14 protein-coding genes are annotated in these 13,975 nt (G+C 29.1%); 10 read left to right on the top strand and 4 right to left on the bottom strand.

Features of this window, described 5'->3' with window-relative positions; all coding sequences use genetic code 11:
- Positions 1-53 precede the first annotated feature (53 nt).
- Positions 54-1,370, top strand: coding sequence for an MFS transporter (locus tag F754_RS0101535; protein ID WP_023648155.1), 1,317 nt, complete (start codon positions 54-56; stop codon positions 1,368-1,370).
- An 11-nt stretch (positions 1,371-1,381) separates the two neighbouring features.
- On the opposite strand, the gene F754_RS0101530 is transcribed toward F754_RS0101535, so the two are convergent.
- Both F754_RS0101530 and F754_RS0101525 read right to left on the bottom strand, forming a co-directional pair.
- A complete protein-coding gene (locus tag F754_RS0101530; protein ID WP_023648154.1) occupies positions 1,382-1,750 on the bottom strand; it encodes a thioredoxin family protein in 369 nt (122 codons plus the stop codon).
- 63 nt (positions 1,751-1,813) lie between these two features.
- Positions 1,814-2,833, bottom strand: a complete 1,020-nt coding sequence (locus F754_RS0101525) for a D-2-hydroxyacid dehydrogenase (protein WP_023648153.1) — start codon at positions 2,831-2,833, stop codon at positions 1,814-1,816.
- A gap of 73 nt (positions 2,834-2,906) precedes the next feature.
- Between F754_RS0101525 and F754_RS0101520 the strand changes: the two genes are divergently transcribed.
- From F754_RS0101520 to F754_RS0101505, 4 genes are all read left to right on the top strand, one after another.
- The gene (locus F754_RS0101520) at positions 2,907-3,392 is read left to right on the top strand and encodes a YajQ family cyclic di-GMP-binding protein (RefSeq protein ID WP_023648152.1); all 486 of its coding nucleotides are present in this window, start codon (positions 2,907-2,909) and stop codon (positions 3,390-3,392) included.
- Complete coding sequence (locus F754_RS0101515; RefSeq protein ID WP_023648151.1) at positions 3,392-4,168, top strand: hypothetical protein; 777 nt, start codon at positions 3,392-3,394, stop codon at positions 4,166-4,168. The genes F754_RS0101520 and F754_RS0101515 overlap by 1 nt, the downstream gene beginning before the upstream one ends.
- Positions 4,169-4,205: 37 nt before the next feature.
- A complete protein-coding gene (locus F754_RS07680; RefSeq protein WP_082254677.1) occupies positions 4,206-4,736 on the top strand; it encodes a prepilin-type N-terminal cleavage/methylation domain-containing protein in 531 nt (176 codons plus the stop codon).
- Positions 4,737-4,845: 109 nt separating this feature from the next.
- Complete coding sequence (locus F754_RS0101505; RefSeq protein WP_023648149.1) at positions 4,846-6,135, top strand: hypothetical protein; 1,290 nt, start codon at positions 4,846-4,848, stop codon at positions 6,133-6,135.
- A 310-nt stretch (positions 6,136-6,445) separates the two neighbouring features.
- Here F754_RS0101505 and F754_RS0101495 read toward each other — a convergent pair whose 3' ends face one another.
- Together F754_RS0101495 and F754_RS0101490 are read right to left on the bottom strand one after the other, a co-directional pair.
- Positions 6,446-6,820, bottom strand: coding sequence for a hypothetical protein (locus tag F754_RS0101495; protein ID WP_023648148.1), 375 nt, complete (start codon positions 6,818-6,820; stop codon positions 6,446-6,448).
- A 2-nt stretch (positions 6,821-6,822) separates the two neighbouring features.
- A complete protein-coding gene (locus F754_RS0101490) occupies positions 6,823-7,401 on the bottom strand; it encodes a hypothetical protein (RefSeq protein ID WP_023648147.1) in 579 nt (192 codons plus the stop codon).
- Between the two features lie 464 nt (positions 7,402-7,865).
- Here F754_RS0101490 and F754_RS0101480 point away from each other — a divergent pair, with 464 nt between their 5' ends.
- The 5 genes from F754_RS0101480 (at position 7,866) to F754_RS0101455 (ending at position 13,959) form a co-directional block, all read left to right on the top strand.
- Positions 7,866-8,477, top strand: a complete 612-nt coding sequence (locus tag F754_RS0101480; protein ID WP_023648146.1) for a hypothetical protein — start codon at positions 7,866-7,868, stop codon at positions 8,475-8,477.
- Positions 8,474-8,761 carry a hypothetical protein gene (locus F754_RS0101475; protein WP_023648145.1) on the top strand — a complete coding sequence of 96 codons (288 nt, stop codon included), beginning with the start codon at positions 8,474-8,476 and terminating at the stop codon, positions 8,759-8,761. The genes F754_RS0101480 and F754_RS0101475 overlap by 4 nt, the downstream gene beginning before the upstream one ends.
- A gap of 180 nt (positions 8,762-8,941) precedes the next feature.
- A complete protein-coding gene (locus F754_RS0101465; RefSeq protein WP_196228282.1) occupies positions 8,942-9,661 on the top strand; it encodes a hypothetical protein in 720 nt (239 codons plus the stop codon).
- 8 nt (positions 9,662-9,669) lie between these two features.
- The gene (locus F754_RS0101460; protein WP_023648143.1) at positions 9,670-13,080 is read left to right on the top strand and encodes a TM0106 family RecB-like putative nuclease; all 3,411 of its coding nucleotides are present in this window, start codon (positions 9,670-9,672) and stop codon (positions 13,078-13,080) included.
- The gene (locus F754_RS0101455) at positions 13,081-13,959 is read left to right on the top strand and encodes a hypothetical protein (protein WP_023648142.1); all 879 of its coding nucleotides are present in this window, start codon (positions 13,081-13,083) and stop codon (positions 13,957-13,959) included.
- Positions 13,960-13,975: the final 16 nt, after the last annotated feature.

Below are 13,975 nucleotides of genomic sequence, written 5' to 3'. Positions count from 1 at the left end.
TAAAATACAATTTACTTGATTTGGCCACAAATCAGAAATAGATAGCGACTCAAATGAACAAAGTATTAAAAAATTCGTGGGCATTATTTTTAGGTATGGGAGCGCTTATGCTTGCTTATGGTTTCCAAGGATCATTACTTGGGGTTAGAGCAGTTAAAGAAGAATTTAGTTTAACTGAAACTGGATTTATGATGTCTGGGTACTTTGTTGGATACTTTATTGGTGCTAAAACTATTCCTCAAATCATTTCTCGAGTAGGACACATCAGAGTTTTTGCTGCATTTGCATCAATAGCATCATTAGTAGTTTTAATTCACGCAGTATATGTAAGTCCCTTTGTGTGGTTTTTATTAAGAGTACTTACTGGAATTAGTATGGTCTCTATTTATACAGTGGCTGAAAGTTGGCTAAATGATAGAGCAAGTAACAAAAACAGAGGGAGTGTTTTATCTGTTTATATGGTTATTTTGTATGGAGCTATGGGGTTAGGAATGTTTTTCTTAAACTTCAGTGATCCTCTAAATTTTGAACCTTTCATATTAATTTCAGTTATAACCTCTGCAGCTCTTATTCCAATTTTACTTACAAAAAGGAAAGCTCCAACATTTAAAAAAATATCAACAATGTCATTGCAAGAAGCCTTTATCTCATCTCCATTTGGAATGGTTAGTTCTTTTTTTTACGGAACTATTCAATCAGCATTATTTACTTTACTTGCTGTGTATGCAACCACTATGAACTTTTCAATTTTTCAAATATCATTAGTTACTTTTTTACTTGCAATCTCTGGTGCAATTTCACAATGGCCGATTGGAAAATTGTCAGACATGTATGATCGAAGAAAAGTAATTATTATCGTAACATTTGCTGCTGCCTTTTTTGCTTTATGTGCAATTTTTGCAAGTGGAACGATGTATTATGATGGAGTGTTAGGATCAAATAAGTTTTGGTTTTATGTATTTTTAATTTTATTTTCTTTTTGTAGTCTACCAATGTTCTCTTTAATTCTTGCACATACTAATGATTTTATTCCTAAAGAAAAATTTGTTGCTGCAGGTGCAAGTTTACAGTTTATATTTGGAATGGGGGCTATGGGAGGACCTTTTTTATGCTCTATTTTTATGGGTATCGTTGGGGCTAATGGTTTTTTTATTTTCTTAATTTTTTTCCATTCTTTAATTGGTATTTATGGAATTTATAGATCAAGAGTTAGACCTGTTGTTGAAAATTCAGACTCTCAGTTTGTTGCAATGCCTCAATCAATCACACCAGCTGGTATTGAACTTAACCCAACAACTGAGCCAATTGAAGATCCAATTAAACCTATGCCAGAACCAGATGTTGAAGAAAATAAACCTGGAAGCCTTTAATTTTAGAATTGTTATAGTGAATTAATTTGAGAGTAAATCTTTTCTTTATTCGTTTGACCAATTGAACGAGATACTTCCTTATTATCTTTATAAATGACAATTGTAGTCCAATAATCAATGCTTAAAAATTTGGCGATTTCCTTATCTTTTGTTTGTTCAAAACTTAAAAAAATCACGTCATTAAAATCTTGTTTTGCTTTATCTAATATTTTCACTTGTTTAGCGCATGTAGAACAAGTCTTGTTCCATGAATGAATTACAACAGTTTTTCCATCTAATTGAGATTTTTTAAATATCTCATTGGAAAAAGTAGTTTCTTTACTTATTGCGGTCACGCTAAAACTAAATAATAGAGTAATAAGAATTAATATTTTTTTCATATGGAAAGAATTTATAAATATTAATAGTTAATGTAATCAAACAAATTGTCTCTATATCAAAAACTAATAACCTAATTTTCGATCAATTTGATTAATTAACTCTTTATTTTCTATAAATAGTTTAAGATTTTTAAAAAATATCTTTAATACCATTTCAATATAGTTACCTTGGCTATCTGATGAAATATGTGGAGTAATAATCAAATTTGGTGTATCCCAAAAAGTAGAGTTTTTTGGAATGGGTTCGTGTGAAAATACATCTAAAATAGCACCAGCTAATTCATTTTTTTCTAATTTAATTCTTAAAGTCTCATAATCTAAAACAGATTGTCTTCCAATATTAACAATTCCACATGTAGGTTTAAGACTATCCAGTCTTTCTTTATTTATTAACCCTTTGGTTTCATCTGTTTCAGGTACAGCAAGATATAAAAAATCAGCGACAGGTAATACTTCATCAATTTTATCAAAAGTAATCACTTTTGAGCAAGCCTCTACACTTTTTCCTCTTCGGTTAACACCAATTACTTCAGCTCCAAGTTTGCTAATATGTTTTATCATAGAGCCACCAAGAGAACCTGTTCCAACTACTACAACTTTAAAACCTTCAATAGGCTTACTAAGCAAAGTAACAAATTCTTTATTTTTTTGGTTAGTAACTATTTTGGTCATTTGATTTTGAAGCATTAAGATGCTCATTAACCCAAACTCACCTGCTTTTTTAGAATGTACTCCACTACTATTAGTTAAAATTAAATCATCTTTCATCCAATCAAAAGGAGACAAATGATTAACTCCTGCTGAACTAACATGGATCCATTTAAGGTTTGGTGCAATTTCTCTAATGTTATTTGTTGGAAATTGCCAACCTAACAAAACATCTGCTTCTTTCATTGAAGGAATATAATTATCTTCATCCCAATCCACTAAGTATTCAATCTTATCTTTAATTTCTGGATATTGACTAAGTCCTTTTTCAAATTCTTCCTTGGTAATTGTACTGTGTTTTTCACCTTCTAGATCACAAGGTAAAAAACCCTCTTTCCAATGGTTATTTCTAATATGAATTCTAATTTTTTTCATTTTTAAATAATTATCTTATCTTTAATTTATTTTAATAAAAAATGTATTATCATATAAATTAATAAAAAAAATTATGCCTTCATTTGATGTTATTAGTAAAGTCAACTATCAAGAATTTGATAATGCTTTAGCCAATTGCTTGAGAGAAATTAGTAACCGATATGATTTTAAGGGGCTCAATATATCAATCGAAAGAAAAGACAAAACCATCACAACAATAGCCACAGATGAATTAAAACTTAAGCAAGTGAATGAGCTTTTAGAAACTCACCTTGTAAGAAGGAAGGTAGATCCGCGGGTTTTGGATGTCAAAAACTCAGAAGGTGCATCAGGTGGAAGCATTCGACAAGTTAGTGAGTTAAAAGAAGGAATAAGCCAAGAAAATGCTAAAAAAATTATTGGAGACTTAAAGAAACTAAAACTTAAAATTCAAGTTAAAATTCAAGGAGAAGAATTAAGAGTGGATGGAAAAAAAAGAGACGATCTTCAAGAAGCAATGGCTGCAATTAAAACTATTAATATTGGTCTACCTATTGAATTTATAAACTTTAGGGATTAATGAAAAAACTTTTAGGGATAATTATTTTAAGTTTATTAGTTAGTTTTAATGCCCAATCTTCTGGCTATATAGTTAAAAATAATCTTTATTCAAATTGTAATATCCTTACTAAAAAAGATCAAACCAGTTTCAAAAATGTATCTTTAATAGAAGAAAAAAAAATTAAATGGTGGGATAGAAGAAAGGCAAAATCTAGCGGTTGGAAACAAAGCTCATTTAAAGTTTTTATTTTTAAAGCAACCTTTGAAAATGGACCTGAAATTAAAATTCGAGTAAATTCTGAATTTAAAAATAAAGATAAAGCAGAGGAGCAAGCTCTAAAATATGGAATTATGGTAGGACAATTGCCAAATTTTTTAAGAACAAATGTTAAAACTTTAACAGTACATAAAGGGAATAAAGCTTGGGGTGGTGGTAATAAAGATATTTTAATTCACACAGGTGATACAATGGCAAAAGGAGAATGTGGCGAAGAAGTTATAATGCACGAGAGTGGACACACTTCATTAGATTGGTCTTTTGATGGATCTGTTAGTTCATCAAAATGGAAAAAAGCAGCAAAAGCGGATAAAAAATTCATTTCAGAATATGCAAAACTATATCCTGATAGAGAAGATGTAGCAGAAACAATTAATTGGTGGATAGCTATAAGATGTAAACCAAATACAATTTCTAAATCAAATTATAAGAAAATTCTTGAAGGGATACCTAATCGTTTAAAATATTTAGATGAACAAAATTTCGATATGTTCCCATTAGTTTGTAGTAACAAATGAGGACATGAACAAAGAAAACGCAAGTAAACTTTGGAAAATGAGACAGAAAGGTTTTACGCTAATAGAACTCTTGGTTGTTGTAGCAATCATCGGTATTCTAGCTGCAGTAGGTGTTACAGCTTATAGTGGGTATACGAGTAGTGCTAAAATTGCTACTGCAAAAGCAAATCAAAAAAGTGTATTAAAGTGGATAGCTGCCGAAGCTCAAAAATGTCAGCTAGGAATTGATATTATTATGAACGGTGAAGTTTCGTGTTCAGAAATAAGTGCTGAAATAAGTGCAGGAGGAAATCCTGCTGGTACCACTGTTATGGCAATTCAATCAGCTTTAGAGGGACAGTTTAGAAATCCTTATGGAGCAAACTGGCCAGCATTTGGTGATGAGGGAGTTAGAGAAGGTGGTTGGGGCAATGAACGAGACCTAGGTTATGTTTTATTAAACGCTGGTGGAGACACAGGTTTTTTTAGAATAAGTGTCAGTGTGTGTCATCAATTACCTTGTACTGGGGATAAATGGAATAATCCAGGAGATAATGTTATTGTTGCAGTTTATAGATGGTTTCCATAAAAAAATTACTTAAGGACTCATCAATTTAAGTAACAAACTAGAGATATGACTAGAGACTTTTGAGATAAATCAATTGGTCAATTTTATAAATTTTTGATAATACTTTATTATGAGAAAATTTTATTTAATTATACTAACCTTATTTATTTATTCATACTCATTTGCTGAAATAAAAACTCCTGGATCAGGTATGATTGAGAATAGTAAGTTAGAGGAAAGTTATAAAAAAAAATTAAAAAAAGCACAAAAAAAGAAACAAAATTTAATTTATTATTTATCTATTGGAAATGGAGGTAGTTGGGGAGATGGAACAAGTTTTTCAAAAGAAATAAATGATGCTGCCCATGAAAAAGCTTACAAAAAATGTATGAAAAATGCAAAGAAATCTACACAAAATGATTGTTTCCTATTTGCAATCAATGACAAGATTGTGTGGGATTTTACAAAAAAAAATTCACTACAAAAAGAAACAGTTGATCTTAGTTATACCGAACAGGACCAATTAAAATACTCTAACCCTGAAGATGATAAACCAGGCAGATCTTTAGCTGATAGACCAGATGTTAGTAATGATTTTCAAGTACACATCATCTATGGCTTAGCATCAGATTCAAAAGATAACGAAATGGATATAAATGGTGAATTGGAAAAAATTGTTAAACATGTCAATGAAGGAATTTATAGTATTACAAAGAAATCAAGCAAATCTGGAATAGGTCAAAAATTTAAATTTGATATGACTAAAGATGGAAAATTAGATGTCACTTTTGTTAGGTTTGATTGCTCAGAAAAAAACATGAAAAGAAAAACGGGAGGTGATTGGTCCGGTAAATGCAAACTAAGTAAATATAATTATTGGAGTAATTTTTTAAAATTAAATGGTTTTAATAATCCTAAAAAAATTTATGTTAATTTTTCTGATATAAATTCTAATACATATGCATTTTCAGCAGGATATCCGTATGTAAATATATGGAAAAAAGTTAAAGGTAAAAAAGTTGAAAAAAAAAGAATGCCAACATTATTTTTACATGAGATTGCTCATTCAATGGGAGCTGTATTTAAATGTTCACCTAATGTCGAAAATGGACACATAAAGGGAGAAAATAACGATCTTATGAACTCCAATAGTAACAATGTCTTAGATAAAAAAAATGACGATTATTATGACCATGAAATAAGTGATTGTCCTGATCTTATAGATAGTGTTTATTTTACACCTACATCAAATACACCCTATGATCCATTTGAATGGGCCTGTCTAAAGAGAGACGATTGGAAATTAACTAATAAAAAATTTAAATATGAAGGGAACACTTGTTTTTTAACTGATGACTATGTTTCGGGTCCTCCAAAGTGGTTAAAGAATGCAAGAAAAAGAGATCTTGATGAATATTAATATAAGTTTATGAAAACGATATTAATAGGTGCTAAACTAGAGATACGACTAGAGACTTTTGAGATGTTTCAAGGTTTTGTAGTAAATGAATGAAGATAATCGCCGTAAACTCTGGGTTTTAATTCAGGAAGCTGGCCATTATTTGGGGAGTTAGAGGTACACACTACCTCACACTAGCTCACACTAGCTAACACTAGTTATGCGGGCCATTTAGCTTTCATTAAAAATAAATCACATACAGACTCATCAATTTAACTAACAAACTAGTCCTGTAACTAGACCAGATTGAGATAAATCAAATCGGTGTTATTTAGTCTATATAAGCTTTTACAACTTCACATTCATAGTGATCAATAAATTTATTGTTTATATGATCATATTTAGACATCGTGATTGTGGGTTTTGCATCTCCTGCAAAAACTATCCTCTGAAAGCCTAATTCATATTCTGGAAATTTAGCAGTAAATCTATCTTCGCCGTACTCTAAATCCTTGGCTGCGATTACCTTAAATTTGTTATGATCTTTATCAAAATAATGAAACCCTGTTACTTCAAGTTTAAAGTTTAGAGGTTCATAATTTTTACCAAAGGCTGATAACATATTTTTACAAGAAAGGTTTAAACCTTCATCTGCGTGCAAAATACTAGGTATTAGCATTATAAATAATAGAATAATTCTAATCATAACTAACTATCCAAATCATTTATTTGTTTGCATAGCTTGTAAGCTTCTAAAACAGATGGAACTAATTTATCTAATTTCCAGCTATTAACCGGAATATCAAAATATTTATCTGCTTTAAAACCTATGCCATCAATAATTTTGATTTCAAATTTTTTTTCTTCAGTATAGAAATTATTTAAATGGTTAATATATTCTTTGATGGGATAAACACCGATAGTAAATAGAACTCGCCAACCCATACTTAAAAAAGGTGATATGCTCTCAACTTCTGCCGTTAATTCTTCACCATTAATTGAAATTGGAATATGCTTGTTTAAAAGTTGTTTGATATCTCCAGGATCTTTGTAAGTTACAAATGTAAAGTTATTCCATACTTTTTCACAATCATGTCCAGATTGAATAAAAAAGTTTAAGTTATCTCCATGGATTACTTCACCTGAAACTCTAGCATAAGACATTGAGTCTAATTTTTCTATTCTCCACTCTTCTTCCTGAATGTGAGTTTGAGCTTGTGCTTGATATACAATTACTAGTAAAAAAAGAAATAAATGTAAGGAAATAAAGATAAAAAAGCGTCTCATGATTTGAGCTCCACTTTAAATCCATTGTTTGTAAAGATTTTAATTATTTTTTCCCAAACTAAGCTGTTATGTGAACCTGGGCTTATTTCGAATTTGAATGTTTTTTTGTAGACGGGATCGCAATTATCATAAGCAACGTAAGCACTAACGTGACAGTACTTACAAACACGGTCTATTTCCATATATTGGAACTCCTATTATTGATTGATTTTTTTATGGTTAATATTTTGTAGTTTGTGATGGTTCCACTCCTCTTCTTATCAAGAGGTTTACGTAACAAGGAAGATAATGAAAATATCCGTAAACGTGAGAAAAGGAATGAAATCCAATGCATGATTCTATTTTAATCAATACTGTTTGTTTAAAATCTGCTCCAATATTGTTTTATTTATGAATGATAAAAAAAATTAAATACCCCATACTAGCAGTTAGACTCATGGTTAAAGATTTGTTAGTCTTTGATTATGATCTCACCAAAGTTAATAAATAAAGATCTTAAAACTAATTTATTTGAATATGATGGAGGAGATTTATGGGTTAGAGAGAATGTTTCTTACTGGGACGACCAAGATTACTGTTGGGATAATGATATTTTAAAGTTTATTAATGAGACAAAATCTATCAAAGAATTTTTATGGAAAATTAACTACACCATTCCTTATGAGTCTCAAATTAAAGATTTAAAAGATAATCAAGAATATAAGATAAGAAAAGATAATAGCTTTTATAGTGAAATAATTAAATATTCCAAAAAACAGTTAAATTTAGTTGATGATATTTTATTATATGATCCCAAAATCATAGTTAAATTTATCAATAAATTAGATAACGTAGAGAATATTTATATAGCTCTGAATATGATGTCTCCTTCAGATATATTTATGAATGAGGATGATGACTGGATACAGCAAGGGTTAAAGAATCCAGACTGGAATACAGCCGCTTATGATCCGTCTAATTCTGATGATTTAGATGATATTAAATATATTAAAGAAAACGTTGATCCGAGTATTAAATTTGACTTTGCATTTGATGAAAAACAAATGCAAATTTTAAAAGATAATAAAATTATATGAAAAAACTTTTAGGGATTGTGTTTCTGGGTTTATTGTTGAGTGGGAATGCTTATTCTGCAACATCCTCTCTTAAAGATTTTAAGATTGATAATACTAATCAACTATATGCTAAACGTAATATGAGTTATTTTATAAACCAAGGTTATAAATTGGTACTTCAAGAAACAAGAGGTATCAGAACTGCTTATGTACTAAAAAAAGGTAAAGATTATGTTGGTTGCCGTACAGAAAGTTTATCTAAAGAGGAAACTTGTTATATGATGGAGTTAATTAAAACTAAATGAAAACTTTTGGTATCCATAGTTCTTAGTTTGAACACAAACTGAACACATCCATATTGTTTTATAAAATTATATGTCGATACTAGAAACAATAATAATCTTTGAGTTAATGTTATTTGTTAGTTACATGATCACTAATTAAAGCAAATAGACTCAAAGTTAAGATTCTGCTAATCTTGGATTATGATTTGCTCTCAGTGCAGTAAAGAATTCACTCCAATTAAAAACGTTATAAACCCCAGGATCAGAGTAAGTCATAAATATTGTTCTAAAGAATGTAGTAAGGTGGGCTACAAAAAATATAATGATGAGTACAATAAAAAATATCAAAAATCAGGCAAGGCCAAAAAGGCAGGTCAAAAATACAGAAAGTCAGACAAAGGTAAAGAGAATATAAAAAAGCGTATTAGTTCAGAAAAATATAAAGAACATCAACGTGAATACGGTAGAAAACTCTACGCACAATCAGAAACATACTTAAGGAAAAAAAAAGAATTTCAAAAAGAATATTATCAATCAGATAAAGGTAAAAAGTGGAAAAAAGATAATAAAAGTAAGAGAAGAAAAAATGACCCACTTTTTAAACTTGAAGAAAATATGCGAACTCGTCTTCGTCATTTTTACAAGGCTAAAAATATAAAAAAAACAAACCCAACATTTAAAATGGTTGGATGTACTCCAGCTTTTTTAAAAAAATATTTAGAGAAACAATTTTACTCTCACCCTACAACTAATGAAAAGATGACTTGGAAAAATCATACATTTTATGGTTGGCATGTAGATCATAGAATTCCTTTAAGTTCAGTTAAAACTATAGAAGATAAGTATAAATTATGCCACTATACTAATCTGCAACCAATGTGGGCAAAAGAGAATATGGAAAAAGGTAATAAGATAATTTAATGAATTAAATGAAAATAATAAAAGATAAATTTTTTATATCACCAAGTGATTTAAACAACTTCGTAGCTTGTAAATACACTATCAAAAATGAGATTAAATTTCTTAATAAAGAAATTACAAAAAACACTGATCGAGTTAATGATAAACTCTGGAAAGAGATGGGTATTGAGCATGAAAAAAAGCATCATAAGATTTTAAAAACTAAATACAAAAAAAGTATTGAAATTAAGTCAGCGAAAGATGAGCAAACAAGGTTTAATGAAACAGTGGCTGCCATGCAAAAAGGCTATGATTTTATTTATCATGCTTACTTAATTGATGAAAATTTTAGAGGCGAAGCTGATTTTTTAATTAAAACAAACACTCTTTCAGATCTAGGAGATTATAGCTATGAGGTATATGACACAAAAATTACTAGAAACATTAGACCAAGACATATAACCCAAATTACTGCTTACTCCGACATGCTCGGTAAAGTACAGAAGTTATTACCAGAAAAAATGTATCTTATAGATGGTTCAGATGAGAAACATTCTTTTAAAACAATAGAATACATCGATCTATTTAATCATGGAAAAAAAGAGTTTATTAAACTTTTACCAAAAATTTCTAAAGAAAAAATTTACCCTGAAAAATGCTCTTATTGCAATTTATGTGATTGGAAAGATGTTTGTGATCAAATTTGGCAAAATGATAATTATATTAACCTAGTTGCAGGATCAAATAAATCTCAAATAGAAAAACTAAAAAAAAATAAAGTAAGAACTGTTGAACAGTTATCTAATACAAAACTAGTTGCAACAGATCTTAAAATTAATGCTGATAGTTTTAAAAAAATAAAATCTCAAGCAAAACTTCAAGAGGAGAAGAGAAAAACTGGAGAGGATAAAATTATAATCTTAGACCCTGATTATGGTAAAGGTTTTTATAAACTTCCTAAACCTGATGAGGGTGATGTTTTCTTTGATATTGAAGGTTTTCCAAGAATGGACCGTCCTTTTGAGTATCTTCATGGGCTTTACTATAAAGAAAAAGGTAAATTAAAGTTTAGAGATCTTTGGGCTAAAAATTACGATAAACAAAGTGAAAAAGATATATTCATTGAACTTATAAATTTTTTTGAAAAACATTTTCAAAAACATCCCAATGGACACATTTATCATTATGCACCTTATGAAAAGAGGGCTGTTAGAGAATTAGCAGCCGCATATTCAGCAGAATTTCCAAAAGGTGATGTGGTTAATGATGATTTGCTGAGAAGAGAAAAGTATGTAGATTTATTTAGTATTGTTAGCCAAAGTATTCGCACTTCTGAAAGAGATATGTCTCTTAAGTCTATCGAAAAATTTTACAATTTTAAAAGAAAAGCAGATATTGTTAAAGCTGATGATAGTGTTGTTAAATACGACAATTGGATAACAACCAAAAATGCTAAAAATAAAAAAGATATAATAAGTTACAATGAAGAAGATTGTATATCTACTTATGAGCTTAGAGAATTTCTAGTTAAGAACAAACCTGATAGTATTGATTGGTTTGCAAAAAAAGAAGAGATTAAAAAAGAGGATAAAGAACCCAATCCGTATAGACGTAAAACTCCAAATAAGCTCTCAAGAGAAGAGGTAGAGCTAGATCTTAATATTAAATTAGAAAAGAAGAAAAATAAAACTAATAAGGATTTTGTTGAACAATTAAAAAATTTCATAGGGTTTCATTGGAAAAGTAATAAACCTGAATTTTGGGAAGTTTTTGATAGAGCAGAAAAAACGCATCTGGAGCTTGAGGATGATACGGAATGCATTGCAAACTGTGTTTTAATTGATGATGAGCCAGAAATTACCAATGAGGGTTCAATATATTCTTATAGGTTTAATGACCAAAATTATAAACTAAAAGAAGGTAAAACAGCGTTTGATGCCCATCAGATTAAAGCTGTTGGTACGATACTATCTATTGAAGAAAATTTCCCTGATAAAAATGTAGTTGAAGTTTTTGTATCAAAAAGAAGAAAGAATCTAGAAATGCCCAGTTTATTAACATTGGGAAACACTACTCCACCACAAGTTCATCAACATGATCAAGCACTTAATAAATTTTTAGAGGACTATATTTTAAACGATGGAAAAAATTATAAATCAATAATGGATATGCTTGAACGTAAATGTCCAGATATCAAAGATATTAAATCAGGGTCAAAATTAATTAATGAAGATGAAAAACTAATTTCTCAATCTGCTGAAATTGTTAAAAATTTAAATAATTCATACCTAACTATCCAAGGTCCCCCTGGAACAGGTAAAACATATTCTTCAGCAAATATTATTATTGAATTAATGAAGGCTGGAAAAAAAGTTGGTGTCACTAGTAACTCACATGAAGCGATTAAGACATTACTTATTGCAATTGAAAAGCAGGCTGTGGAGCAAAATTTTGATTTTAATGGAATGAGAAAAGCCAGAAGTTCAGATAAATATGATTGGAAATTCATACAAGATATAACAACAGGTAAACCTCTTAACTTTAGTGATTATTCTCTTTATGCAGGAACGTCTTGGTTTTTTGTTGATCCTAGAATGAACAAAAGTTTGGATTATTTATTCATTGATGAAGCTGGACAAGTGGCATTAGGCACAACAATTGCAAATGCAACTGCAGCAAAGAATTTAGTTCTAATTGGAGATCAAATGCAACTCTCTCAACCAATGAGAGCTAAACATGAGGGATATGCAAAGTTAAGTTCATTAGATTTTATATTAGAAGATAACGATACTATTCCTGCTGATAAGGGTGTTTTTTTAAATATCACTAGAAGACTTAATAATAAAATTTGTAACTACATATCAACAAGCTTTTACGACTCTAGATTATCTCCTGATCCCATAACTGAAACTAGATCAGTTAATTTAAAATTGGACCCAATTAAAGATGAAGGTTTGTTTTATGTTCCAATAGACCACAGTGGTTGCTCTCAAAGATCAGATGAAGAAGCAGATTTGGTAGAAAAAACATATAACAAGATAATTGGTAAAGAATTTAAATCTGGCAAAACTAAAGGCAAGATATCAGCAAAAGATATTATGGTTGTTGCTCCTTATAATGCTCAGGCAAATAATATTAGAGAGAGACTTAAAAAGAAATTTAAAGATGATGTCAGAGTTGGAACTATTGACCTATTTCAAGGGCAAGAAGCAAAAGTAGTCCTAATATCTATGACCACATCTGATGTTGAAAGCTTACCAAGACATAAAGATTTTTTCTTCAGCAGGAATAGATTGAATGTAGCAATATCAAGAGCTGAATGTGTTGCTATTATTATATTTAATGAAAGCCTACTTCTTGCATCAGCCAACTCTATAAAAGAGATGAAATTAATGAATAGTTTTTGTAAGCTTTTAAAGTTTAAAACAAATTATAAATAGATGAAAAAAAAAAAATTATATTACCCTTTCTATGATGAAAAAATATCCAAACATTTAATTAAAAATAATTTTAATAATGATTGCAATGGTTTTTGGTTTATAGGTGGAGATCTCTTAAAAAGAAAATACGTTTTTAAACATTCAGAAATTGATGACAGTTTTAAAATATTATACCCTCAATTATTAAAGAAAAGTAGACTAAGTAAAAAATTAAAATTTTTCTTTTGGGCAATCAGATATTATGTACCAAATATTAGTCAAATTAAAAAATATAAAAAAGAAAAAACTTATAAACATGATTGGAAAATAACTTCACATCTTTTAGAGCTAATAAATTCTGACTATAATAATAGTAAAAAACTCTATGTATCATCAGATTTATTCATATCAAATAAAAAAGAAAATAAAGCCCCTCATGGAAAAGAAATGGAGGCAATTATATTAGTTACAAATCTTTTAAAAGATTTAAGAGAAATAAAATTTAGAATGGGTTTTTTGCAAAAAAGTATAGAATATGGTTGGCTTAAACCTAATAATAAACAAGATGAATATATTCAAAATAAACTTAAAAAATATGGTTGGTTCAGCCCAAAAATTGATATTAAGAATTACCTTTTAGATAAAAGTTCTATTTATAAAACTACTGATAAAGAAATAGATTATTTTAGTAAATTTAGTAAAAAAAGTATCACCGAAGTTGAAAAAATACATGAAATACTTCGTAAAAATTATGCTAGAGAAGTTAAAGGTAAGATTTATGGAACAAATCTTAAGGATTTAGTTTATTTAAGAAAAAAAATTAATCCTAAGATTAAATTTACATTTTATAAACTAGACAAGGTTGAAAAGAAAATTTTAAAGAAATATAAAATTATATAATAATAAAGTCTAATTA

Origin of the sequence: Candidatus Pelagibacter ubique HTCC8051 (assembly GCF_000472605.1) — a bacterium.
Classification (GTDB): Bacteria; Pseudomonadota; Alphaproteobacteria; order Pelagibacterales; family Pelagibacteraceae; genus Pelagibacter; species Pelagibacter communis_B.
This window is presented reverse-complemented; position numbering and strand designations above follow the sequence as displayed.